Origin of the sequence: Sphingomonas sp. (assembly GCF_019635455.1) — a bacterium.
Lineage (GTDB): Bacteria > Pseudomonadota > Alphaproteobacteria > Sphingomonadales > Sphingomonadaceae > Sphingomonas.
On record NZ_JAHBZJ010000007.1, the window covers coordinates 64,075 to 88,757 of the forward strand.

Genomic DNA, 24,683 nt, shown 5'->3' on the forward strand with positions numbered 1-24,683 from the left:
AGCGCGCGGCGGCGCATCGGTCTATAGCGGGTCCATGAGCAACGTCATTTCAGACGAAGAGGCCTGGGCCGCCTTTCTGCGCCGCGACCGCGCCTATGACGGGCGGGTGATCGCGGGCGTCACATCGACCGGCATCTATTGCAAGCCGAGCTGTCCGGCGCGGCATGCCCGGCGCGCGCATGTCGTTTTCTATCCCGATACGGACAGTGCGCGTGCGGCCGGGTTGCGCGCCTGCCTGCGCTGCAAGCCCGACGAGATCGGTCGCGAGCGGGTGGCGGTGGCGCAGGCGGTCGCGATGATCGATGCCGCAGAGGCGCCGATCGGACTCGACACGCTGGCGCGCGCGGTCGGCTACGCGCCGCATCATTTTCAGCGATTGTTCAAGCGCGCGACCGGCGTCACCCCGGCCGCCTATGCCCGCTCGCTGCGTGCGCGCCGCGCGGCCGACGCGCTGACCCGGGAGGCCAATGTGACCGACGCCATTTATGAGGCGGGCTATTCGGCGCCCAGCCGCTTTTACGAAACCGCGAATGCGCGGCTCGGCATGACGCCCGGCGCCTGGCGCAACGGCGGCGCGGGGGTGACGATCCGGTGGACGATCGCCGACACCAGCCTGGGTCGTCTGTTGATCGCCGCGACCGACCGTGGCCTGTGCCGGGTCGCGTTCGATGAGGACAGCCTCAGCCTCGCCGCGCGCTTTCCCCGGGCGGAGGTCGCCCCCGGCGGGGCGGCGCTCGCCGATCTGGCCGCGCGGGTCGTGGCGGAGGTCGAGCAGCCCGGTCGCCATACCGACCTACCCCTCGACGTGCGTGGCACCGCCTTTCAGGAGGCGGTGTGGCAGGCGCTGCGGTCGATCCCGCCCGGCGAAACGCGCAGCTATTCCCAACTTGCCGTCGCCGCGGGAAACCCCGCCGCGGTCCGCGCCGCCGGCAGCGCATGCGGGCGAAATCCGGTCGCGGTCCTGATCCCCTGCCACCGCGCGCAACGCAGCGATGGCGCGATGGGCGGCTATGCCTGGGGCCTGGACCGCAAGACCGCGCTGCGCCGCCGCGAGGGGGTGGAGGAATGAGCGTAGCCTCAATCGCTGCGCTTGCCGATCGGGTTCGGACCTTCAATCGCGCGGCGTATCCGCGTTCAGCGCCGCGAGCCGCTTTTGCGCCATGTCTCGCATGGGCGAAGGGTCGGGCCGGTTTGCCATCGGCGCGAGCAACGCGATGGCATCCGCGCGCAGGCCGATCCGCGCATAGAGATCGATCAACTGCCAGACGACGAAATCCACACTGGGATCTGCTTCATGGGCGCGGCGCAGATAGCTTCCCGCTTCTGCCGATACGCCATCCTGCGCGATCATGTTCCGATATCGAGCATAGAGGGCGAGGAAGTTTCGCGGGTCCCGCGCCAGCGCCTGGTCGATCAAGGCCCGTGCGGCGCGCATCCTGGTGTCGAAGCCCGCGCCCGGATCGTCCATCCCGACCCCGGTGAGTGCGAGCCCTCTCATCGCCAGTATATCGGCATTGTCCGGACTGACCGCCAGCATGCGATCGGCGATCGCGAGCAATCGGGGAAACTGATTCAACCAAAGCGCGGACAGCGCCATGACTTGCACGCCGCCGGTTTCTTCCGGATGGGTCTGCGAAAGCGCCTCGAGCCTGTCGAGCACCTCGCCCATCTCCGTGCTGCTTTCGGTATCGACAAGATCGCGCCGGGTCGCGAGCGCGATCCGGATAAGGTCGATCTCACTTTCGCCCATCTGCCGCACGGTGGCCGCGATGACGGGCGAAGTCGGCACCGGGACGTCCCGCGCGGCGGGCATCGCCAGGCGATAGCGTGCGAGCGCGGCGTCGAACCCGGCCATGCCGCCGGTGAAATAGCTGTCGGCGTTGCGCGCGAGCGTTCCTTCGCGAACCGCGCGCAGATAGGCGGCGATCTCCCGGTGACGCGGCCCGTCGAAATAGTAATGATGCACGATCAACCATCCCGAGGCGTACAGGGCGGGAGAAGGCGGTGCATCGACGCGATCCGCGGTCATGCCCTGGATCTGTGCGAACGGCGTCGATCCGCCATCGTTCAGAATCGACAGCATTTGCGGGTTGGGACCGAAGCGAACGACGCCACCGGACCTGAACTGCGCGGTTTCGAACAGGCCGGCAAATCCCTCGATGAACCAGCCAGGCTGGTTCGCACCAAGCACCGTCGCCATGAAGAGGTGCGCATATTCGTGGAACAGCGTTTCCTGCGGAACGATGCCGCCGGCCTTGTCAGGCGCGACGATCGCCATGCGGCCGAACGGCGTCGTGCGCGTGAACCCGCCGCCAAAGCCGCCGATGCCGGTTGCCCTGCGCACCGTTTGCACATCCGGATAGATGATCACCCGATGCCGGATCCGGGACTCGATCGACGGCGCGCCCACGACTTGCCGTAAAAAGGCGTCGAACCGCTCCAGATCGCGGGCCACCGCCTGGACCTGCTCGGCCGGCGCATCCGCCTGCACCGCAAGATGGGTGGTTTCGGCGATCATCCATGCGGCCTTGGCATGCGGTGCCATCACGATCGACACCAGGACAAATAGCCCCCGAAGCATGTCGCGCATGTCGCGCCCTATCCCGCCGGCTTGCAGCTGTAGACCAGCCGTTCGTTGAACACCGGCGGCAGGGCGGTGCGGATCACCTGCTGCTTTGCGGCGAGGTCGGCGCGGGCCGCGGGTTCGGCGGAGCATGCCTTCACCTTCACCTCCGCCCGGCGCTTGCGCGCCTCACCCATCTGCTTGGCGGACAACAGGTAGCGGGTGACCGAATAGGTGCGGGTCGTCGGCGCATATTCCAGTACGGAGACGGTCTGCTCCTCGTCCGGCACCAGGATGCGCTGCCAATTCTGCCCGGCCTCGGCATATTGGGTGCGGCCGTTGACGCACCCGTCGGGATTGATGTCGATCGACTGGTCGCGGGTGTCCGACACCGTGATCCGCGAACGTGCCGGGTCGATCGAGCAGACCATCTTGCCCAGCCCGCCGGTCGCGATCGCCGCCGGCACCGCGATCGGCGCGCCCGCCTCGATCGCCTTGGCGTCGAAGGCGGGGCGCATGAAGAAGGTGACGATCGCGCCGATCATCAGCACGCCGCCGCCGCTCGCGGTCCAGATCGCCTCGCGCTGCTGGCCGCGGGTCAGGAACAGGCCGCCGGCGCCGATCGCGAGCGCGCCGAGCACCAGCAGCAGCGTGGCGGCCGCCATGTAATTCTCACGCGTGACGATATTGGCGCTGCGTGCCTGCTGGATCGCGCTGTCGCGGTCGTCGGCGGCGCGCGCGGCGGCCTCGCGCTGGCGCACCTCTTCGGCCATGCGCGCCTTTTCCGCCTCGCTGCGGTCCTGGGCCAGCCGTTCGGCGATGCTGGTACAGGCGACGCCATTGGCGGGCATCGGCTGCTTCGACTCACGCAGGAACGCGGCGACCTCTTCGTTGCTGATCGCGAAGCCGAAGCTGGCGTCGCCGTCATCGGCGCGGGTCAGCGCGGCGTTGACCCCCAGCACCCGGCCGCATCCGTCGAGCAGCGGCCCGCCCGAATTGCCGCGCGCGATCCCGGCAGTATGCAGCAGCACCTGCACCCCCTGAAGATCGCGGCGGCCGGAAAAGACGCCCTGCGACCGCACCGGGCTGAGCGGCGTGATGAAATCGGCGGCGGTGCGGGCAGTGGCGAGATCGACATTGCCCGGATAGCCGAGCGCGATCATCGCGTCGCCTTCGTTCACCGGACCGTTGTAGAAGGTGAGCGGCGGCAGGCGGATGCCGCTGAATTCGATCAGCGCCAGATCGCGCACCGGATCGATCGCGATCAGCCGGCCCTGAAACGACTTGTCGCCCTCCGACGGGACGACGCCGATCATCACATTGCCGGGATAGCGGTCCGCAGCCTCGACGACATGCGCGTTGGTCAGCACCCGGTTGGGCGCGACGGCAAAGCCGCTGCCATGGCCGAATCCGACCACTTCGCCATCGACCATCGCGATGGTGACGATCCGTACCACGCCGCGCCCCGCAGCCGAGATGTCGTCGGCACGCGCCGGCGCGATCCATGCCAGGATCATCGTCACCGCCAGCAACAGTCGCGTCATCGCCCAGCCTCCACCCGCCCTCCATCGCGGAAGCGGGCGCGGGGTTCAAGCGCCCCGGCGGTTATTTCGCCCCCGGTTTCGCCTGCTTGGCCTCGGCCTGCTTTTTCAGCAGCCGGTCGTACATGTCGCGCGGGGTTTCGCGATCGACGTCCTCGCCGACCAGCGCATATTCCTTCTTTGCCTTGTCGCGGTTGCGCTTTTCGCGGGGCGACAGCTCGCTGTCGGGCTTGATCGTGTAGGCGAGCGGCCGGATCACCGCGATCGCTTCGGGGATCATGTCGCGCGTTTCATAGTCCTTCGCGACCAGATAGCGCAGGTCGTCGTCATTCGGCACCAGCTTCAGCGCATAGGCCAGTCCATTGAGCGCGCCGGGCGGCGGCGGATAGCGGCCCGCGTCCACCCAGCTGTCATAATAGACCTTGTAGACGCGCGGCACATTGGGGGCGAGCTTGATCGCGGCGAGGATGTCCTGCCGTGCCGCGTCCCATGCGGCCTCGCTGGTCGATTTCGCCGCCTTGAGCCGTTCGGTCGCCAGCTTGCCCTTGAACATCAGCGCCATCGCGTCGCGCGGCGCGACCGCGATCCAGCGTTTGAGCGCGGCATCCGCCTCCGCCGCGTTGCCGGCAAGGTCCTCGGTCTCGGTCAGGACGCCGAGCGCATAGGGGTCGTTCGGAAATTTCGCGGCGCCTTCCCGCACGCGGCGGACGAACGCGTCGATGTCGCTCTTGGCGATACCGCCGCTCAGTCGCTGGTCCTCGTCCAGCAACTCGTTTTCCGCCGGGGTCGTCGCGCGGATCGTGATGTCGCCGGTCGGGATCGGCTTGAACGAGATCTGTTGCGTGCCGAGCTTGGTGCTGCGCGCATAATCCTTCAGCTCGCTGTCCAGCGCGTTGAGCGTCGTACCGAACCCTTCCTTCGCCGCATCGGCATAGCTTTCGCCGCGGTTGATCGCGGCGAGATAGGTTTGCAGCTGCTTGTTCCGTTCCGAATTGATGAACGAATAATGGGTCAGCAGCCAGCCTTCGGCATAGAGCAGGCCGATCGCGTCGCCCGCGTCGGCATAGCTGCGTGCGGTGAGCAGCTTTTCGGCCGGCAGCCAGCTGCCCGAGCTATTGATCTGCGACAGACGCGACGTCTGGGGCAGGCCGAACCGGACCACGTCGCCCTTGTCGCTGGTATCGATCTGGAACCCGCCCCAGAATTCGGCGAACCCCTCGGAATACCAGCTGGGATAGGCGGCTGGCGAATATTGGAACATGAAATGGTGCGTCAGCTCGTGATAGAAGACGCCGTCGGCGGAGAAGGAATCGTCCACCGCGCCGACCTTGTAGGCCGAACTCATCCGCGTTCCGCGCAGACCGCGCCGGGGCGTCACCAGGAACGGGCCGCGCAGCACCGGATTGTAATAGCCGCCGACGCCATAGGCGGGGAATGGCATCGTTGCGACCACCGCCGGCACGCTCGGCACCATATAGACCTTGAGCTTCACGGGTGAGGGCGGGACGTCCTTCTTCCCCTGGACCACCGCCTGCACAAAGGCGAATTTCTCCATATTCTCGGTCGCCTTGCGCAGCTCCTCCTCGGACCCTTCGCTGAAGACGATGAAGTTCTTCGACTCGGCGCGTTTCCATTCGGCATGTGCCACCGCCGGTGCGATCAGCGCGGTGCAAATCGCCAACATCTTGAGTTTCATCGGTAAATTATCCCTGCCCCGTGATTCCCCAAGGCTATTGGCGGGGAGCCGGAAGGGCAAGGGCATCGTCAGAGGAAATTATAGGGATCGACGTCCACCACCACCCGCACCTTTGCGGGCCATGCGACGCCGCCCAGCCAGTCGCGGATCACATCCTGCACGTCGAGCGCGCGGCGGGCATGGACGAGCAGGCGGAAACGATGCCGCCCGCGCAGCATTGCCAGTGGCGCGGGGGCGGGGCCGAACACCTGCATCGCCTCCACGCGCGGTGCGGTTCGGCCGATCGCGCGCGCGATATCGAGCGCGGCCTCCTTGTCCTCGCTCGAGACGATGATCGCGGCAAAGCGGCCGAAGGGCGGCGCGCCCGCTTCGCGGCGTGCCTGGGTTTCGGCCTCGTAGAAGCTCTCGGCATCGCCGCTGACCAGTGCCTGCATCACCGCCGCCTTTGGACTGTGCGTCTGGATCAGCACCTGCCCCGGCTTCTCGCCCCGCCCGGCGCGCCCGGCGACCTGCATGATCTGTTGAAAACTGCGTTCGGCGGCGCGCAGGTCGCCCCCCTCCAGCCCCAGATCGGCATCGACCACCCCGACCAGGGTGAGATTGGGGAAATGATACCCCTTTGTCACCAGCTGGGTACCGACGACGATGTCGATCTCACCGGCCTCCATCCGGTTGACGAACTCGGCCGCCTTGGCCGGCGACCAGATCGTGTCGCTGGTGACGATCGCCGTGCGCGCGTCGGGATAGAGTGCCGCCACCTCGTCCGCGATCCGTTCGACCCCGGGTCCACAGGCGATCAGGCTGTCCTCGCTGTCGCATTCGGGGCAGGCGCGCGGGGTCGGGATGATGTGGCCGCAATGGTGACAGGCGAGCCGGTCGATCAGCCGGTGCTCGACCATCCATGCGGTGCAATTGGGGCATTGGAAGCGATGGCCGCAGGTGCGGCACAGCGTCAGCGGCGCATAGCCGCGCCGGTTGAGGAACAGCAGCACCTGTTCGCCGCGCGCCAGCGTCGCATCGATCGCGGTCACCAGCTTCGGCGCGAGCCAGCGTCCGCGCATCGGCGGCTGTTCGATCAGGTCGATCGCCTCGATCGCGGGGAGTTCCGCCGCGCCATAGCGGCCGGGCAATTTCAGTTCCGCGTACCGGCCCAGCGCAACCTGCTGCCGGGTCTCGATCGCCGGCGTCGCACTGGCGAGCACCACCGGGCATCGCTCGAAATGCCCGCGCATCACGGCGACGTCGCGCGCGTGATAATGGACGCCCTCTTCCTGTTTGAAGCTGGTTTCGTGCGCCTCATCGACGACGATCAGGCCGAGATCGGGATAGGGCAGGAACAGCGCGGAGCGCGCCCCCACCGTCACCAGCGCCTCGCCGCTGGCGATCGCGCGCCATGCGCGGCGGCGCTGCGACTGGCGCAGGCCGGAGTGCCATGCGACGGGTTCGACCCCGAACCGGGCGTGAAAGCGTTTGAGGAACGGTTCGGTCAACGCGATTTCGGGAAGCAGGACCAGGCTCTGCCGGCCCGACGCGATCGCCGCCGCGACCGCTTCGAAATATACTTCGGTCTTGCCCGAGCCGGTAACGCCGTCGAGCAGGAAGGGTTGAAACGCGCCGGCGCCGACGGCCTGCCGCAGGATCGATGCGACATCGGCCTGGCCGGCTGACAGGTCCGGCGGGGCGAAACCGGGGTCGGGGACGGGATAGGGGCTGTCCAGCTCGACCGTCACCCCCTCGATCGCGCCGGCCTTGACCAGCCCGCGGATCACGCCGTCGGACACATCGGCAATGGCCGCGAGTTCGCGGATCAGACCCTGTCGGTCGCCGATCCGTTCGAGCGCCTGTTCGCGCTGGGGCGTCATCCGCGGCGGAACCTGACCGGTCGCGCGATATTCGACGATCGTCCTGCCCCCCTCCAGCGCGGAGGTGGAAGCGAGCGCCATGCGCAGCACCGATGCCAGCGGCGCGAGATAATAGTCGGCGGTCCATTCGATCAGGCGGCGCAGCGCCGCGGGGATCGGCGGCGCATCGGCGACCCCGATCAGGTTGCGCAGCCGGTTGTCGCCGACCTCCTCCGCCGGCAGCCGGTCGGCCTCCCACACCACGCCGACCAGCTGGCGGGGGCCAAGCGGTGCGACAACGATCGATCCCGGCTCGACCGACATGCCGTGCGGCACGCGATAGTCGAGCGGGCCGAGCGCGGAGTTCATCACGATGACGCGGGCGCGGGACATGTCCGCCCATATCGGGTTTTGTAAACCGGCTGCAACGCGCTAACGGCGGGAGATCGGAGGTTCGTCGATGTTGGTAGCCGCCCTGTTGCTCGCTCAATCCGCCGCGCCGCAATGCGCCGTCCCCGACGGCAACCTTCCGCCCTCACTCGCGGGCTGGACGCGGCCGGCGGAAGATCTGGCCCCCGGCGGAGCGGTGGTGGTCGATACCGGCGACACGGCGAAACTGTCCGGCGTGCCGGCGGGCGCGAAGGCCGGGCGCGGGGCGATGATCGGGTTCCGCGTCGCCAGGGCGGGGCGTTATGGCGTCGCGCTGGACCAGGCCGGATGGATCGATGTGGTGGCGGGAACGTCCGGTGGCGTGAAAATCGCCTCGGTCGCGCATGGCCATGGCCCCGCCTGTTCGACGGTCCGCAAGATCGTCAGCTTCGATCTGGCGCCGGGCGTGTACCGGTTGTACCTGACCGGGCTTGCCACGCCCCGGGCAAAGGTCATGCTGGTCCCCGCGCCGGACCGTTGATCCGTCAGCGCCGGCCGCGCGCGGCGCCGCGATCGCTTCGCTTTGCCTCGTCCAGCGCGGCCTGGGCCGCTTGAATCAGCGTGCGGGAGGTCGGGTGGTCGGCATTCGCGCGGGCGAACCCGATCGTTCCCTGGACCGCGATCGGCCCGTCGCCGGTCTCCACGGGCCGCGCCAGATCGTCGAGGATATGGTCGATCACGCCTTCGATCCCGGCGCAGAGCATCGGATCGGTGACCACCACCGCGAAGGTCTCCGCGTCGATCCGCGCGGCATAGCTGTCGGCCAGGTGCGGCTGGACGAGGCGCCGCGCGACGACGCGCAGGACATGGTCGGCGAGCGCGCGTCCGTGCAAGTCGGCTGCCCGGCGCACGCCGTCGATATCGATCAGCAGTAGCCAGGTGTCGGCACCGTCGGCACTGTCGGCATCGGTGCGCGCCAGCGCCGAGTCGAGCGCCCGGTTGAAGCCAACGCGGTTGCCGATCTGGGTCACTTCGTCGATCCGGGCGGCGCGGCGGAGCCGTTGCTCCAGCGCATAGGTGCGGGTGATATCCTGAAACACGCCGACCACGGCGACGGGCCGGTCGCCATCCATCTCGACCTCACCCAGCGCGCGGACGCGCCGTCGACGGCCCTTGGCCGTGTCGAAATCGGATTCGAACCGGTAACCCTTGCCGTCGTTCACCGCCGCTTCCAGCAGCGCGGCGATCCGCGCCCGCTCATGTGGCGGATAGAAGTCCAGTGCCTGTTCCACCGCCGGTGGATCGCCCGGTTCGAGATCGTGAATCCGGAACACCCCGTCCGACCAGGACAGCGCGCCAGAGGCGATTTCGTATCGCCACGACCCGATTCCGGCCATCCGCTCGGCCTGGTTCAGCGTCGTCTTGCGTTGCCAGATGACCCGGTTCTGCGCGTGCAGGCGGTCGGCCAGCCCGATTGCCGCCGTCGCGGCGGAGCGCGCGGCGATCAGCGCTTCGGCCAGTCGTGCGAAATGGCCCAGCGCAGCACGTTGCGCGTCATCGAATGTGCGCGGGCGCGTGTCGATCCCGCAAAACGCCCCGATCGCGTGCTGAACGCCGTCTTCGTCGCGCGCGAAGATCGGAACGCCGCCATAATAGCGGATGCCCGGCGTGCCGGTCACGAGCGGGTTGTCGCGAAACCGCCGATCATGGAGAGCGTCGGGAATTTCCAACAGCCCGGTCTGGGCGATGGTCGCGTTGCAGAACGCGATATCGCGCGGCGTTTCGCGAAACCGCAGGCCCGTTCCGGCCTTGATCCACTGGCGGTCCCGATCGATCAGCGAGAGCATCACGGTCGGCAGGTCGAGCATCCGCGCGGCCAGTTCGACAAGGCTGTCGAACTCCACGTCCGGCGCGGTTTCCATCAGCTTCAATGCCTCGAGCGTGCGGAGACGGGCTTCCTCGTCGGGTATGGGTGGCGTGGCACTCTGGAACATCGCCCGCATGTGGCCCGCAGTCGGTAAATAACCCGCTAAGCCACGGACTGAAAAGCGAACAGATCGAGGGTCAGAGCGTCAGGCCGATGCCGATCGAAAGGACATGGTCCATCGTGTCGCGACGCCCGGCGCGGCGATAGCGATACTGGTTCAGATACCCGGCCTCGATCGCGAGCGTCCTGTTCGCCTTCCAGGACAGGCCGACCATGTTTCGCATCCGATCGTACCGCCCGGTCTCGCCCCAGTCGGTGCGGTCGAGCGGAATCAGGCTTTCATGGCTCGCGAACAGCGCGAGCCGTTCGGCGAGCGGCAGCGCCGCCTTCACCTGCGGGCGCAGGCGATAGCCGACATCGCTTCCCGTCGATGTGGTGCGCCGTTCCAGGCGCAGGCGGCCGGATAGCTGCACCGCGCCAAGACGGGTCGAGCGGCCGATCTGGATACGCAACCGGTCCTCGCCCCGGGTCACCACTCCGCGCGATCGATTGACGACCCGGACATAGCCGCCCCCCAGCGACCACCCGTCGCCAAGCCGGTGCGAGAGGCCGCCGGCCAGTTCGGTCTCGTAAAGGCCGCCCGAATCGTCGCTGATGCGGTTGACCGTCTCCAGTTCCAGCACCGTGCCGCTGGCCACCGGGACCTTGACGCTCCCGGTCAGCCACAGTTCGCGGTCCGCGTCCTGCGCGAGTGCGGGGAACGGCATCAGCGCGAAAGGGGCGACAAGGAGGATGGAGCGCATATCGATCCGATGCTAGAGGGCGCGGTCACCGATGCGTCGGGGCGATAGCGCCCCGTCATCGAAATGTCACATTCGCGCCCGGGGAGCCTTGCATGAAATTCTTTGCCGACACCGCCGACACCAACGATATCCGCGAGCTGGCGGAGGCGGGGCTGCTCGACGGGGTGACCACCAACCCCTCGCTGATCCACAAGGCGGGTCGCGATTTTCTGGAGGTGGTGGCCGAAATCTGCCGCATCGTCGATGGGCCGGTGTCCGCCGAAGTGGTCGCGCTCGACCATGAAGGCATGATGCGTGAGGCAGAGGTGGTGCGAAAGATCGCCGACAATGTCGCGGTGAAGGTGCCGCTGACGATCGACGGGCTGAAGACATGCAAGGCGCTGACCGACGACGGCACGATGGTGAACGTCACCTTGTGCTTTTCGGCGAACCAGGCGCTGCTCGCGGCAAAGGCGGGGGCGACCTTCGTTTCGCCGTTCGTGGGGCGGCACGATGATGTCGGCTTCGACGGCATGTCGCTGATCAGCGACATCCGCCTGATCTATGACAATTACGACTATGCGACCGAAATCCTGGTCGCCAGCGTCCGCAACCCGATCCACATTCTCGAATCGGCAAAGATCGGCGCGGACGTGATGACCGCGCCGCCGGCGGTGATCCGCCAGCTGGTCCGTCACCCCCTTACCGACAAGGGGATTGAGGGGTTCCTCGCCGACTGGGCGAAGACCGGCCAGACCATCGCCTGACCGGTCCGCCCGCCCGTCATCCGGCGTTCGTCATTCGGCGAGAAAGCGCGTGACGGCGTCCGTGAAGAACGCCGGCTGGTCCAGCATGATGAAGTGATAGCTGCCGGGAACCGCGACCAGTGTCGCGGGCGTCCCGGCATAGGCCGGTTCCCACACCTGGGCCGCGCCGGGCGTGCCGGCGGCATAGAGCACGGTGAACGGGCGCGCGGTCACCCTGCCGAGTTCGGGGCCGATATCGGTCGTCATATCCTCGAACATCGCCTGGGCGACGACGCGCATGTCGGCCTTCATCGCCCAGTTGGCGATTCGGATGCGGCCTTCGGGCGTCATCGACAGGTCCCCGCCCGGATCGGTGGTCACCGGCGTCGCGGCGGCCGCTTTCGCCCGGGCATAGGCGCCGGCGGCCATCACCCGCATCTGTTCGGCGCGCGGCTTCACGCTTTCGGGCGTCGCGCCGGGGCCGAACAGCCGCCCGAAAAAGGGCAGCGCATCGACGACCATCACCCGGCCCACCCGGTCGGGATGGCGCGCCGCGATCATCATCGCGGTCAGGCCGCCCAGCGAGTGGCCGATGATCGCCGGCTTCGTTGCCCCGCGCGCCCGCGCGTCGGCCAGAATGTCGGCGATCACGCCGTCGATGACGCCGGGGTTCAGGTTGGCACCGGGATCGTCGCCGGCAAAACCGTTGATCTGCACCAGCACCACCCGGCGCGCCTTCGCGAGCTGCGGCGCGATGCCGTCCCACACCGCCCGCGGCGAGGAGAGGCCCGGGATCAGGTAGACCGGTTCGCCCTTCGCCCTTTCCGGACCCATTTCGACGATCGAGATATGGTCCATCCGTCGTTCGGCGCTGGCGGTCTTGGCTGTAGCGGCAGCGGCATCGGCGCGCGGCGCGGCATGGGTGGCGGGGGCGATCAGGCAGGCCGTCAGCGCGGCCAGGGCGGTCATCATCGTCGTACGCATCGGATCAATCCTCTTTGGAGGGGTTCTGGAAAATCGCCTCGATCGACAGATCGAACAGGTCGGCGATCCGAAAGGCGAGGGGAAGGGAAGGGTCGTAGCGGCCGGTCTCGATCGCATTGACGCTCTGGCGCGATACCTCGAGCCGCTCGGCCAGGTCCTGCTGGCTCCACGCGCGTTCGGCACGCAGCACGCGAAGGCGGTTCTTCATGCGCCTGCCCCCGCAACCCGGTCGCGCAGTGCCAGCCCGCACTGGGCCAGCCCCCATGCGAAGCACCACAGCGGAAAGCCCCAGAACACATCGACGCTGGTGACGACGCCGGCATATTGCAGGAAGCCGATGACCGTCGAGACCGAGAGCACGACGCCGATGCCGAACAGCATCGCGGTGACGATCCGCTGCCGCACGAACTCGTCGGTCTCCTCGACCAGATACAGGCCCATCGCCACGAGCGCGCCGATCACCGGAAGCGCCGGCATCACGGACAGCGCGATCAGTGCCGCGCCATCGGGGGCGAACGACGTGCGCCCCCACGACCAGGCGAAGACGGCAAGGACATAGAGCGCCATGGTGACGGCAAAACGCCGCTGATACCGTTTGGCTGCTGGCGTACGCATTGGAAAGCTCCCTTGTTTGAATGACAAGTGAGCTTTACGCCGATTCGCATCGGCATGTCAACTGTACTTTCCAATGTGACGCGTTAGCTTGCCAAATCGTCCAGCATGCTTTGCGCCATCACGCTCAATGTGTCGTCGCGCGCGCCCATGATCAGGATGCGGTCCCCGGGCCTTGCCGCCGCCACCAGATAGGCCGCCGCCGTCGCGCGGTCGGCGATGTGGCGCGCGTTGCCGCCCGCCGCGGCGATGTCGGTGGCGATGTCCGCGCTGGTGACCTCGCGGACGACGGTGCCGCCATGATAGACGGGATCGGGAAGCACCAGCAGGTCGTCGGGGCGCAGGCGGGTGACGAAGGTATCGACCAGCTCGCGCCGCATCGATCTGAGCGGGCCGAACCCGTGCGGCTGAAACATCGCGAGCACGCGCCCGGGAAACTGGTGGAGCGTGTCCAGCGTGGCCCCGATCTTGTCCGGGTTGTGGCCGAAATCGTCGATCACCGACACGCCATTTGCGGTTCCCACCAGTTCGAACCTGCGGCGCAGGCCGGCAAAGCCCTCGATCGCGGCGCAGACCGCGTCACGATCCAGCCCCGCCGCGATGCAGGCGCCGATCGCGGCGAGCGCGTTGGCGACATTGTGGCGACCGGGGACCGCAAGCCGAACCCGCCGCGTTTCGCCGGCCATCCGCAGGTCGAACGCGATGGCGAACGGTTCGGGCGAAAGCGCGTCGGCGGACAGGTCCGCATCCGCCTCCACCGCGAAGGTGAAGGTACGTTCGCGGTCGAGGGCATGGAACAGCGCGGCGCTCTCCGGGTCGCCGATATTCACCACGGCGGTCGCCGCCTTGCCCGCGAAATCGCCGAACAGCCGGCGCAGCTCGTCCAGCGTCTTGTGGTCCAGGCTCACATTGTTGAGCACCGCGACCTTCGGCGAATAGAGCGCGATCGACCCGTCGCTCTCATCCACTTCGCTGACATAGGTGTCGCCGCGCCCGACCAGCGCGCTGGCGAAGGGCGCGTCGGCGCGGACGAAATTCTTCATCACCGCGCCGTTCATCACCGTCGGATCGCGGCCGAGCGTGTGGAGAATCCATGCGATCATGCCGGTCACGGTCGATTTGCCGCTGGTCCCGGCGATGCCGATCGACATGGGCGCGGCATTGAACAGTTCCGCGTTCAGCTCCGCACGCGTCATCTGCGGGCAGCCCAATGCGCGGGCGCACACCATGTCGGGGACATGGTCCTCGACCGCGGCAGAGGCGATCACCGTCTGTTCGACGGACACGATCCCGCTGCCATCCTGGGGGAACAGGTCGATGCCCAGCGTGCGCAACGCGTCGAACTTGGGCGTCAGCCGTCCCGAATCGAGGCTGCGGTCCGAGCCGGCGACCTTGGCGCCTTGCCCGGCGAGGATCATCGAAAGCGGCATCATGCCGCTGCCGCCGATCCCGACGAAAAAACAGGATTTGCCGTGTTGCATCGCCCCGCGCTATCGACGCTTGCACGCGGTTCAGCAAGGCTGAACCGGTCCAGGCCGGCACGGCGGCAATGGCGAAGGGGATTGAATGCGTATCGGCGTCGTCGCACCGGCACGGACCGTCAGCGAGGAATCGGCGGCGCGGATGAAGGCGTTCATGGCCTTTACCTATCCCGCGCACGAAATCGTCTTTCACCCGCAATGTTTCGTGACCGAGGGGCATTTTGCCGGGCCGGACGAGCTGCGCGCGCGTGCGTTCCTGGAGTTCGCCAACGATCCGGCGTTCGACGCGATCTGGTTCGCGCGGGGCGGCTATGGTTCGAACCGCATCCTGCACAGCATCATGCCCCAGATCGGGCCGGCCGCGCGGCACAAGACCTATATCGGCTATTCGGACATGGGGTTCATGCTCGGCGCGCTGTACGCCCGCCGGATCGGCCGCCCGGCGCATGGATCGATGGCGAGCAGCATGGGCCGCAACGACAAGGGCGTGGATGCCGGATGGGTGCTTGGCTGGCTGATCGATGGCGACAGGCGGGGGCTGGAGCCGACGCTCGACGGGCGCCCGGCGGCTGCCTTCAACCTGTCGATCCTGACCGCGATGATCGGTACGCCCTGGCTCCCCGATCTGGCCGACCATGTCCTGCATATCGAAGAGGTGGGCGAGCCGATGTACCGGATCGACCGGATGCTGTTCCAGATGGCCCACGCCACCCAGTTGAAGGGGATTGCCGGCGTCCGGCTGGGCGCGGTGACCGACGTCGTCGATAATGACGTGCCGTTCGGGGAAAATATCGAACAGATGATCGTGCGGTGGTGTCGCGAGATGGACGTGCCGTATCTCGGCCGCTCGGGCATCGGCCATATCGCGCTCAACCGGGTGGTGCCGTTCGGCGTATCGTGACTCCGGCCCCGATCCCGGGGACAGGGACATTTCGGGATTTCGTCGATGCCAGTCGCACCGCCGCCGCCGGGACTTCGAAAGAGTTGGATGGATCCGCTGCCCGATTCGGACCCGGCCGCGCTCGCCGCGATCGGCGCCGCCGTCGAGGCGCGGCTGGATGCCGATCCGGCCGTGCGCCGCATCGCCAGCCCGCGGATCGACATGTTCGCGATGCCGGCCTTTCTCTCCCCCGCCGATTGCGCCGCCTTCATCGGCCTGGTCGATGCCGACGCGAAACCCTCGACCAGCCTGCGCGCAAGCGGCGCGCCGTTGCGCCGCACCAGCTGGACCTGCCGCTTCGGCGGCGATCATCCACTGGTCGCGGCGTTCGATGCCCGGCTGAGCGGCCTGCTCGGGATCGATCCGGCGCATGGCGAAGCGCTACAGGGGCAGCGATATGAGGCGGGGCAGGAATTCCGCCTGCACAACGACTATTTCTCGAGCGGTGAGAGTTTTTCGGCGGATATCGCGGCCGAAGGGGGGCAGCGGACCTGGACCGCGATGGTCTATCTCAACCGGCCGGGCGGGGGCGGGCAGACCGCATTCCCGCTGGTCCCCGTGGCGATCCCGCCGACGCCCGGCGTGCTGCTGATCTGGAACAACCTGGCTGCGGACGGGCTGGCCAACCCGTTCGCCCACCATGCCGGCACCCGGGTCGAGGATGGCGTCAAATACGTGCTCACCAAATGGTATCGCGAGCGTCCCTGGGCGCCCCGCGACGGGCTTTCGCACTACCGGGCCTGATCCGCGACCCGCCCCACCCGCACCAGCACGCCGTCGGGGTCGCTCACCGCGAATTCGTACATGCCCCATGGTTTGAGCTGGGGTGCGCCCGGCTCGATCACCAGCTCGCGGACGCGCTCCGCCACCGCATCGACATCATCGACATACAGGTACAGGCCGAACGGATTTTCGGGCGGTCCCGGCGTGCTCGGCTCGGCGCGCAGATGCAGGTGCCAGCCCTTGTCGTCGGCGAGAATACGATATTCGCCCCAGTCGCCCGCGAGCGTGAAGCCGAGCCGCGCATAGGACGCCGTACTCGCGATGAGGTCACGGCAGGGCAGGATCGCGGCGACGCGGTGGTCAGACATCGTCAGTCTCTTCCTCTGGCATTCCGCGCGCACCGCCCCTATCCTTATGGCATGGCACAGCGTTTCGCCACGACCACTAGCACCGCTCCCGCTCCGGCGGGAGGGCTGGTCGTGCGCGGCTGACGCGCGGCCGGACCTCCCCCGGAAACGGGGGAGGCCGGCGCTCCGCTTCCCCCGTTCCGGCATCCATTCGCGGGCGCGGGGATACCGGAATGCGCTACTATATCGACACCGAATTCAACGGCAGCGGCGGGCAGCTGCTGAGCATCGCGCTGGTCCGCGAGGATGGCGCGCAGTTCCACGAGGCACTTCACCCGCATGAGCTGATCGTGCCATGGGTGCGCGAACATGTGATGCCGCAGATGGATCGCGAGCCGGTCGATCGCGCCACCATGGTGAGGAAATTGCAGAAATTCCTGCGCAAGGATGGCGGCCCGTTCCTGTTCGTGGCCGACTGGCCCGAGGATCTGGCGCATTTCTGCGCCCTGCTGATCCGCGACCATGGCAAGCGCAACGATCCGATGAGCCTTTCCTGCCTGCTGGTCCATCTGCCCGGCTTCGACACTGCGGCGCACAGCGCCCGCCCGCACAATGCGCTGGCGGATGCCATCGCGCTGAAGGAGCGGGTCGAGGCCAATCTGCGCGGTGCGCATGCGGAGCTGTCCGAACATGACCTTGCGCGATTGCGGGTGGGCTGACATGCCGCAAGCCTTGCCTATTTCCCCGCCGCGCGGGCATAAGCCGCGCCACTTGCCCTGCCCCTCCAACAGAAAGTCCGATTCCGTGTCCGAGATGTTCCGCATTACGCTGCCCGACGGTTCCGTCCGCGAGGTTGCGCCGGGGACCACCCCCGCGGATATCGCCGCCGCGATCGGTCCCGGCCTTGCCAAGGCGGCGATCGCCGCGCGCGTCGATGGCGAATTGCGCGATATCGGGCGCGCGTTCGAGGGCGATGCGCAGCTGGCGCTGGTGACGTCGAAGGACGAGGCGGACGCGCTCGAACTCGCGCGGCACGATTATGCGCATGTGCTGGCCGAGGCGGTGCAGGCGCTGTGGCCGGGGACGCAGATCACCTTTGGCCCGGCGACCGATGACGGTTTCTATTATGACGTGATGGCGCCGGCGTCGCGCGACCCGTTCTCGATGGACGACCTGCCCGCGATCGAAGAGAAGATGCGTGAGATCATCCGCGCCGACAAGCCGCTGCGCCGCGAGGTGTGGAGCCGCGAGGCGTTGATCGCCAAATGGCAGGCCGATGGCGAACGGTTCAAGGCCGAATGGGCCGCCGAACTGCCCGAGGGGGAAGAACTGACGGTCTATTGGTCGGGGTCCGACTGGCTCGACATGTGCCGCGGGCCGCATCTCGCCTCGACCGGCAAGCTCGACCCCCAGGCGTTCAAGCTGATGCGCGTCGCCGGCGCCTATTGGCGCGGCGACCAGAGGAATGCGCAGCTCACGCGCATCTATGGCACCGGCTGGCTGAACAGGAAGCAGCTCGACGCGCATCTTCACAAGCTGGAGGAGGCGGCGAAGCGCGATCACCGCCGGCTGGGCCAGGAGATGGACCTGTTCCACCTCCAGGCCGAAGCGCATGGCAGCGTTTTCTGGCACCCCAAGGGCTATCTGATCTGGCGCGAGCTCGAGGCGTATATGCGCCGCGCGATCGACGCCGCCGGCTATCGCGAGGTCAAGACGCCACAGGTGATGGACGCGCGCCAGTGGGAGCAGTCCGGACATTGGGGCAAATATCGCGAGAATATGTTCGTGATCCCGGACGAGGTGCCGAATACCGAGGACGAAGGTCCGATCGTCAGCAACGAGGCCGACTGGATGGCGCTCAAGCCGATGAACTGCCCGGCGCACGTCCTGATCTTCCGCCAGGGGATCAAATCCTATCGCGACCTGCCGCTGCGCCTTTACGAAAATGGCTGCTGTCACCGCAACGAACCGCATGGCGCGCTGCATGGCCTGATGCGCGTGCGCCAGTTCACACAGGACGACGCGCATATCTTCTGCCGCGAGGATCAGATCGTCACCGAGGTGCAGGCGTTCTGCGAACTGGCGGACCGGATTTATCGCGATTTCGGCTTTACCTATTCGATCAAGCTGGCGCTGCGCCCGGAAAAGCGGTTCGGCACCGACGCGATGTGGGACAAGGCCGAGGCCGAATTGCGCGACGCCGTCATGCGCGCCGGCCTCGCCACGGCCGAATATGGCTGGGAGGAACTGCCGGGTGAGGGCGCCTTTTACGCGCCCAAGCTGGAGTGGCACCTGACCGACGCGATCGGGCGGACGTGGCAGGTGGGGACGATCCAGTCCGACCGCGTGCTGCCCGAACGGCTCGACGCGAGCTATATCGGCGAGGATGGCGAGCGCCATCGACCGGTGATGCTCCACCGCGCGATCTTTGGCAGCTATGAACGCTTCATCGGCATCCTGATCGAGCATTTCGCGGGCCGCCTGCCGGTCTGGCTGGCGCCGGTGCAGGCGGTGGTGGCGACGATCGTCTCCGACGCCGATGCCTATGCCGGCGACGCGGTCGCTAAGCTGAAGGCTGCGGGAATCCGCGTCGAGAGCGATCTGCGCAACGAGAAGATCAACTACAAGGTGCGCGAGCACAGCCTGGCGAAAGTCCCCTATCTGCTGGTGGTCGGAAAGCGCGAGGCCGACGAAGGCACCGTCGCGATTCGCACGCTCGGGCAGGAGGGGCAGAAGGTCGTCGCGCTCGATGAAGCGATCGCGATGCTTGCGAAGGACGCTGCGGCTCCCGATATGCGATCGTAGCCTTCGCGCCACAGCGTGTGGCTTTTTCGCCAGTTGCCGCGCGGCGGGGCTACCCTGCCGCGCGGTGCTGCGCTAAACTGAATGCGCGGCGCCGGCCCGCTTTCCATCCGGCCACCCGATGTCGAGATCGAAGGGGTGGCCGGATGGAAAGCGGGGCGGGACCGCGAACGTACCGATAACCACCACAGGAGAAGCATCCATCCGTCCTCCCATGTCCCGGCGCGGTTTCGCGCCCCCGGTGCCGACCGGCCCGCGCTACAACGAATTCATCCAGTCGCAGAAAGTCCGCGTGATCGATCATGAGGGCGAGAATCTGGGCGTGATGTACACGCGCGAGGCGATGGAACAGGCGCAGGAACTCGGTCTTGACCTGGTCGAGGTATCGCCGAACGCCGACCCGCCGGTCGCCAAGTTCCTTGATGTGGGCAAGTACAAGTACGAGGCTCAGAAAAAGGCGAACGCCGCGCGCAAGACGCAGAAGACGCAGGAGATCAAGGAGATCAAGATGCGTCCCAACATCGACGATCATGACTATGATACGAAGATGAAGGCGATCCACAAATTCATCGGTGAAGGCGACAAGGTAAAGGTCACGCTGCGCTTTCGTGGCCGCGAACTTTCGCACGGCCAGCTCGGCATGGCGCTGCTCCAGCGCGTCCAGGCGGATACCGCCGAAGATGCGAAGGTGGAAAGCTATCCGCGCATGGAAGGCCGTCAGATGCTGATGGTGCTCGCGCCGAAATAACGCCGGAGTCTCCCTCCCCGGCTCCGGGGAGGGAGCGTCCCGCACGCGGGCGGCGGCGTCACTCGGCCCGTTCCAGCACCCGATAGGTCAGGGTCGATCGCCGCTCGAAGCCGAGCGCGCGGTACATCGAAATCGCGGGGTTGTCGGGCAGGCAGTGCAGGAACGCCGCCTCACCGCGCGCCAGCGCGCGTGCGATCACGATCCGCATCAGCCCGGCGGCGAGTCCACGCCCGCGCCAGTCCGGATGCGTCGCGACCGCGCTCACTTCGGTAAAGCCGGGCGCCTTCAGCCGCTCGCCCGCCATCGCGACGAGCATGCCCCCATCCCGGACCCCCACAAAGCCGCCCAGCTGTGGCGTGCCGGACAGAAAGGGGCCGGGGCGGCACAGCATCGCCAGCGCGTAGATGTCGGACGCATCGGCGGCACCGAGTGACCGGGCGGCGATCGATTCGCCCGGCGCAAGTCGCGTCAGAACCATCTGGTCCAGCTGCGCCTGCGTCGTCACCCGCGCGCCGGGCAGATCGGGGGGTGTCGGCGTCTCCAGCAGACTGATCGAACCGCCCGGCGGAATCAGCGCGAGCAGCGCCGACTGAGCCGTCGCGCCGCCATCGGCCGCCGCCGCAAATGGATGGACGTGCGGATCGAAACGACAGGCCCGCGCATCCCCGACCGCGAATGCGGCCTGCCGGCCGGTCAGCGCGCTCCAGATCGGGCGGTCGAGTGGGTGGGACATGTCCGGTCGCTAAACGCTGGGGGCGGCAAGGTCATCCCGCATGTTGCGGTCAAGCCGGCTCCCACAATTCGATCGGATTGCCCTCCGGATCGTGGATCCGGGCAAAGCGGCCCATCCCGCTCGAATCCCACTCCTCGCGCGTCTCGATCGCGATGCCGGCGGCGTTGAGCTGTTCGAGCATGCCCTCAAGGTCGCTGACCCGCAGGTTCAGCATGAACGCCTTGTCGGCGGCGAAATAGTCGGTGTCGGCCTGGAACGGCGCGAACACCACCGGGCCGCCGGTCACCCGCCATGTCCACGCATCCGCTTCGCCGTCCGCGCCATCGGCGATGCAGCCGCCGCCGATGCCCAGATGCTCGCGATACCAGTCCGCGAGCGCTTCGGGATCCTTCGCGCGAAAGAACAGTCCGCCGATACCCAATACGCCCATCCTCGCCTCCCTCCTGCACGCGCGGACCTATGCCGCGCTGGCATATTCCCCCAGCCCCGCCGCCGCGTCGAGCAAACGCCGTTCGAGCGATTTCAGCCGCAACACGGCGGTGATCTTGTCCCCGGTCAGATCGGTGACATAGAAGGTATCGACCGCGCGCTCGCCATAGGTGGCGACATGGGCGCTGTGGATCGTCACCTTCGACTGGAACAGCGCATAGGCGAGGTGGTGGAGCAGCGCCGGGCGGTCGCGCGCATTCACCTCGATCACGGTGAAGCGGTTCGACGCCTTGTTCTCGATCGATACATTGGGTTCGATCCGGAACGCGTCGGCGCGCAGGCGGGGGAGGGGCTTGGCGGCCAGCCGCTCGGTCAGCTTTGCCCGGTTCGCCAGGGCGTCGGCGATCGCGCCTTCGATCCGTGCCAGCTGCCCGGTGTCGTCGAACGGGCGGCCGAGCGGGTCCTGCACCAGGAAATTGTCGATCGCCATGCCGTCGCGCGTCGTGTGGATACGCGCATCGATGATGTTGCCGCCCACCGCGTGCAGCGCCCCGGCGATGCGATAGAACAGGCCCGCATGGTCGGCCGCATAGACGCTGACCAGCGTGGCGCCGCGATCGGGATAGACGGTCGCCTCGACCGACAATCGGGCATCGCCGACGCGTTCGATGAAGCGCGCGTTGCGCTCGATCACGTCTTCCGGCTCCGCCACCCAATAGGCATCGGTCAGCCGTGCGGTCAGCGCGCCGATGTCGCGGCCCAGCGCGCGCTCCAGCGCCTCCTGCTTGGCGGCGATCCGCTCGCCGCGCCCCTTTTGCTTGTGGCCAAGGCGCAGTACCTCTTCGGCGTTGTCATAGAGGTTGGACAGCAGCTGCCGTTTCCATCCGTTCCACACGCCGGGACCGACCGCGCGAATATCGACCACGGTCAGCACCAGCAGCATCATCAGCCGCTGCGGCGATTGCACCACTTCGGCGAAATCGAGGATCGTCTTGAAGTCGCTGAGGTCGCGCTTGAACGCGGTCGCCGACATCAGCAGATGGTGACGCACCAGCCATGCCACCGTCTCGGTCTCCGCCGCCGACAGGCCGAGCCGGGGGCAGAGCCGCATCGCAACCTCCGCGCCCAGCACGCTGTGATCGCCGCCGCGCCCCTTGGCGATATCGTGCAGCAGCACCGCGACATAGAGCGCGCGGCGCGACGCCACCTGATCGAGGATGAGTGTGGAAAGCGGATGATCCTCCTTCAGTTCACCCTTCTCGATCCGATTGAGCAGCCCGACCGCGCGGATCGTGTGCTCGTCCACCGTGAAATGATGGTACATGTCGAACTGCATCTGCGCGACGACACGACCGAAATCGGGAACGAACTGACCGAACACCCCGGCCTCGTTCATCCATCGCAATACCGTTTCGGGATCGCGGGGCGACGTCAGCACGTCCATGAACAGCGCGTTGGCGCGCGGATCGTCGCGCTTGTCGGCGATCAGCTTCGCATCGCGATTGGCGGTGCGCATCGCTAGCGGATGTACCTCCAGCCCGTGCAGGTCGGCCAGCTGAAACAGCTCGATCAGGCGCACCGGATCTTCGGCGAAGAAATCGTCCCGGGGCAGCGCCAGCCGCCCGCGATCGAGCATGAAACCCTTCAGCTTGGCCGGGGAGCGCCGGATTCGCGGCAGGCCGAAACGGCTGCCCCGTGCGGCGAACTTCTCGTCCAGATGCGCCAGGAAAACGCCGGTCAGGTCGCCGACCATCTTCGCCTGGAGGAAGTAGAAGTGCATGAACCGCTCGACCTTCGACTTGCCCGGCCGGTCGGCGTAGCGCATGCGCTCGGCGATCTCGCGCTGATAGTCAAAGGTCAGGCGATCCTCGCCCCGCCCCGCCAGATCGTGCAGGTGGCAGCGCACGGCCCACAGGAAATTGTCGGCACGCCGGAACTGGCGATATTCCAGTTTCGTCAGCAGGCCCGCCTCGACCAGATCGGCGGGTTCGCGCACGCCATGGGCGAACTTGCCGATCCAGAACAGCGTGTGGAGATCGCGCAGCCCGCCCTTGCCCTCCTTGACGTTCGGCTCGACGACATAGCGGCTGTCGCCCATCTTGCGGTGGCGTTCGTTCCGCTCGTCCAGCTTCTGGGCGATGAAGGTGCGCGCATTGCCGTTCTGCACATCGTTGCGGAACCGCGCCGCCGCCTCGTCATAGAGGGCGGTGTCGCCCCAGACATATCGCGCCTCCAGCAAGGCGGTGCAGACGGTGACGTCGTTCTTCGCCTCGCGCACCATCTCGTCCAGCGAGCGCGAGCTGTGACCGACCTTCAGCCCCATGTCCCACAGCGAATAGAGGATCGATTCGATCACCTGCTCGCTCCAGCTGGTCTGTTTCCACGGCGTCAGGAAGCCGATATCGACATCGCTGAACGGCGCCATCTCTCCCCGGCCATAGCCGCCGACCGCGATCAGCGTCATCCGCTCGGCAGTACTCGGATTGCTGTTGCGATACAGGCGTGCCAGCGTGAAATCCCACAGCACGCGCAACAACTGGTCCATCAGGAAGGCCCCGCTCGCCGCGCTTTCATGGCCGCGTGCGGGATGCTCGATCAGGCGCCGCGCGATTTCCGCGCGACCGGTCTCAAGCGCCAGCTTGAGCCGCTGGGCGGCGGCCTGGCGCAGCCGCATCGTATCGGGGGCGTCGAGCGCCGCCAGTTCGTCGGCCAGCGCGCGGCGATCAACGATCGCGCGGCGATGGGGGATGGAATCGAAACGCCCGGACATGCCCGCCAGATAGGGCAGGCGCTGTCCGAGCGCTACACTGGTTTGGATATGAGGGTCGGGGGCGGCGGAGGTCTATTCCGCCTTCTTCGCCACGCCGACCAGCGCCGGGCGCAACAGCCGGTCGCGGATCATGTACCCCGACTGGATTTCCTGGACGATCGTACCCGGCTCCGCATCGGTGCTGGGGACTTCCATCATCGCCTGGTGGCGATTGGGGTCGAGCGTTTCGCCGAGTGCGGAAATCTTCGATATCCCGTGCCGCGCGAACACGCTGTCGAGCTCGCGGCCGGTCGCCTCCAGCCCGGTGACCAGACCCTTCATCTTGTCGTCCGCACGCAGGTCGTCGGGGATCGCCGACAATGCGCGGGTAAGGTTGTCCGCCACCGAAAGAATGTCGCGCGCGAACCCGGTCGCGGCATAGGTACGCGCGTCCTCCGCCTCCTTCTGCGCGCGGCGCAGCAGGTTCTGGGCCTCGGCACGGGCATAGAGCGTCGCCGATTTCGCTTCGGCCAGTTCGGCCTCCAGCTCGGCCACGCGATCATGCGCCGCCACCTCGGGCGCGTCCTGCGCGGTTTCGTTTCGCACCTCTTCAGCGGTCGGGGCCGCGTCCTGCGTCTTTTCGTCTTCGGTCATCATTCCTGTTCTTGTC

Annotated in this window: 23 protein-coding genes; 8 read left to right on the forward strand and 15 right to left on the reverse strand. The window is 67.2% G+C overall.

Features of this window, described 5'->3' with window-relative positions:
* Positions 1-34 precede the first annotated feature (34 nt).
* Complete coding sequence (gene ada / locus KF783_RS10150; protein WP_294078864.1) at positions 35-1,069, forward strand: bifunctional DNA-binding transcriptional regulator/O6-methylguanine-DNA methyltransferase Ada; 1,035 nt, start codon at positions 35-37, stop codon at positions 1,067-1,069.
* 42 nt (positions 1,070-1,111) lie between these two features.
* Here ada and KF783_RS10155 read toward each other — a convergent pair whose 3' ends face one another.
* The 4 genes from KF783_RS10155 to KF783_RS10170 form a co-directional block, all read right to left on the reverse strand.
* On the reverse strand, positions 1,112-2,590 hold the full coding sequence (locus tag KF783_RS10155; RefSeq protein WP_294078868.1) for a hypothetical protein: 1,479 nt from the start codon (positions 2,588-2,590) through the stop codon (positions 1,112-1,114).
* 8 nt (positions 2,591-2,598) lie between these two features.
* Positions 2,599-4,107: a trypsin-like peptidase domain-containing protein gene (locus KF783_RS10160; RefSeq protein ID WP_294078870.1), complete on the reverse strand. Its 1,509-nt coding sequence runs from the start codon at positions 4,105-4,107 to the stop codon at positions 2,599-2,601.
* Positions 4,108-4,168: 61 nt separating this feature from the next.
* Complete coding sequence (locus tag KF783_RS10165; protein ID WP_294078872.1) at positions 4,169-5,800, reverse strand: hypothetical protein; 1,632 nt, start codon at positions 5,798-5,800, stop codon at positions 4,169-4,171.
* A gap of 68 nt (positions 5,801-5,868) precedes the next feature.
* Complete coding sequence (locus tag KF783_RS10170; RefSeq protein WP_294078875.1) at positions 5,869-8,034, reverse strand: primosomal protein N'; 2,166 nt, start codon at positions 8,032-8,034, stop codon at positions 5,869-5,871.
* A 67-nt stretch (positions 8,035-8,101) separates the two neighbouring features.
* On the opposite strand from KF783_RS10170, the gene KF783_RS10175 reads away from it, so the two are divergent.
* On the forward strand, positions 8,102-8,551 hold the full coding sequence (locus KF783_RS10175; RefSeq protein WP_294078878.1) for a hypothetical protein: 450 nt from the start codon (positions 8,102-8,104) through the stop codon (positions 8,549-8,551).
* A 4-nt stretch (positions 8,552-8,555) separates the two neighbouring features.
* Here KF783_RS10175 and KF783_RS10180 read toward each other — a convergent pair whose 3' ends face one another.
* Positions 8,556-10,013, reverse strand: a complete 1,458-nt coding sequence (locus tag KF783_RS10180) for a diguanylate cyclase (RefSeq protein ID WP_294078880.1) — start codon at positions 10,011-10,013, stop codon at positions 8,556-8,558.
* 61 nt (positions 10,014-10,074) lie between these two features.
* Complete coding sequence (locus KF783_RS10185) at positions 10,075-10,704, reverse strand: DUF2490 domain-containing protein (protein WP_294078883.1); 630 nt, start codon at positions 10,702-10,704, stop codon at positions 10,075-10,077.
* Between the two features lie 128 nt (positions 10,705-10,832).
* On the opposite strand from KF783_RS10185, the gene fsa reads away from it, so the two are divergent.
* Positions 10,833-11,486, forward strand: a complete 654-nt coding sequence (gene fsa, locus KF783_RS10190; protein ID WP_294078887.1) for a fructose-6-phosphate aldolase — start codon at positions 10,833-10,835, stop codon at positions 11,484-11,486.
* Between the two features lie 30 nt (positions 11,487-11,516).
* Here fsa and KF783_RS10195 read toward each other — a convergent pair whose 3' ends face one another.
* The 4 genes from KF783_RS10195 to KF783_RS10210 form a co-directional block, all read right to left on the reverse strand.
* A complete protein-coding gene (locus KF783_RS10195) occupies positions 11,517-12,449 on the reverse strand; it encodes an alpha/beta hydrolase (protein ID WP_294078890.1) in 933 nt (310 codons plus the stop codon).
* 4 nt (positions 12,450-12,453) lie between these two features.
* Entirely contained in the window at positions 12,454-12,657 is a 204-nt protein-coding gene (locus KF783_RS10200) for a helix-turn-helix transcriptional regulator (protein ID WP_294078893.1), read from the reverse strand.
* Positions 12,654-13,064, reverse strand: coding sequence for a hypothetical protein (locus KF783_RS10205; protein WP_294078895.1), 411 nt, complete (start codon positions 13,062-13,064; stop codon positions 12,654-12,656). The genes KF783_RS10200 and KF783_RS10205 overlap by 4 nt, the downstream gene beginning before the upstream one ends.
* 83 nt (positions 13,065-13,147) lie before the next feature.
* Positions 13,148-14,542: a Mur ligase family protein gene (locus KF783_RS10210; RefSeq protein ID WP_294078897.1), complete on the reverse strand. Its 1,395-nt coding sequence runs from the start codon at positions 14,540-14,542 to the stop codon at positions 13,148-13,150.
* Positions 14,543-14,627: 85 nt separating this feature from the next.
* Between KF783_RS10210 and KF783_RS10215 the strand changes: the two genes are divergently transcribed.
* Positions 14,628-15,443 (forward strand): LD-carboxypeptidase, encoded by an 816-nt coding sequence (locus KF783_RS10215; RefSeq protein ID WP_294078899.1) that lies wholly within the window; start codon positions 14,628-14,630, stop codon positions 15,441-15,443.
* Between the two features lie 87 nt (positions 15,444-15,530).
* On the forward strand, positions 15,531-16,226 hold the full coding sequence (locus KF783_RS10220) for a 2OG-Fe(II) oxygenase (RefSeq protein WP_294078901.1): 696 nt from the start codon (positions 15,531-15,533) through the stop codon (positions 16,224-16,226).
* Here KF783_RS10220 and KF783_RS10225 read toward each other — a convergent pair.
* Positions 16,214-16,573, reverse strand: coding sequence for a VOC family protein (locus KF783_RS10225; protein ID WP_294078904.1), 360 nt, complete (start codon positions 16,571-16,573; stop codon positions 16,214-16,216). The genes KF783_RS10220 and KF783_RS10225 overlap by 13 nt on opposite strands.
* A 212-nt stretch (positions 16,574-16,785) precedes the next feature.
* Here KF783_RS10225 and KF783_RS10230 point away from each other — a divergent pair, with 212 nt between their 5' ends.
* The 3 genes from KF783_RS10230 (at position 16,786) to infC (ending at position 20,102) form a co-directional block, all read left to right on the forward strand.
* Complete coding sequence (locus tag KF783_RS10230) at positions 16,786-17,271, forward strand: 3'-5' exoribonuclease (RefSeq protein ID WP_294078910.1); 486 nt, start codon at positions 16,786-16,788, stop codon at positions 17,269-17,271.
* Between the two features lie 85 nt (positions 17,272-17,356).
* The gene (gene thrS / locus KF783_RS10235) at positions 17,357-19,357 is read left to right on the forward strand and encodes a threonine--tRNA ligase (RefSeq protein WP_294078913.1); all 2,001 of its coding nucleotides are present in this window, start codon (positions 17,357-17,359) and stop codon (positions 19,355-19,357) included.
* Positions 19,358-19,568: 211 nt separating this feature from the next.
* The gene (gene infC / locus KF783_RS10240) at positions 19,569-20,102 is read left to right on the forward strand and encodes a translation initiation factor IF-3 (protein ID WP_294078916.1); all 534 of its coding nucleotides are present in this window, start codon (positions 19,569-19,571) and stop codon (positions 20,100-20,102) included.
* Positions 20,103-20,160: 58 nt separating this feature from the next.
* Here the strand turns inward: infC and KF783_RS10245 are convergent, their stop codons facing one another.
* The 4 genes from KF783_RS10245 to grpE all read right to left on the reverse strand — a co-directional run bounded on the left by KF783_RS10245 (position 20,161) and on the right by grpE (position 24,667).
* Positions 20,161-20,835 carry a GNAT family N-acetyltransferase gene (locus tag KF783_RS10245; RefSeq protein WP_294078918.1) on the reverse strand — a complete coding sequence of 225 codons (675 nt, stop codon included), beginning with the start codon at positions 20,833-20,835 and terminating at the stop codon, positions 20,161-20,163.
* Positions 20,836-20,884: 49 nt separating this feature from the next.
* Entirely contained in the window at positions 20,885-21,265 is a 381-nt protein-coding gene (locus tag KF783_RS10250; protein WP_294078921.1) for a VOC family protein, read from the reverse strand.
* Positions 21,266-21,292: 27 nt separating this feature from the next.
* Positions 21,293-24,034 (reverse strand): [protein-PII] uridylyltransferase, encoded by a 2,742-nt coding sequence (locus KF783_RS10255; RefSeq protein WP_294078926.1) that lies wholly within the window; start codon positions 24,032-24,034, stop codon positions 21,293-21,295.
* Positions 24,035-24,106: 72 nt separating this feature from the next.
* Positions 24,107-24,667: a nucleotide exchange factor GrpE gene (gene grpE / locus KF783_RS10260; RefSeq protein WP_294078928.1), complete on the reverse strand. Its 561-nt coding sequence runs from the start codon at positions 24,665-24,667 to the stop codon at positions 24,107-24,109.
* Positions 24,668-24,683: the final 16 nt, after the last annotated feature.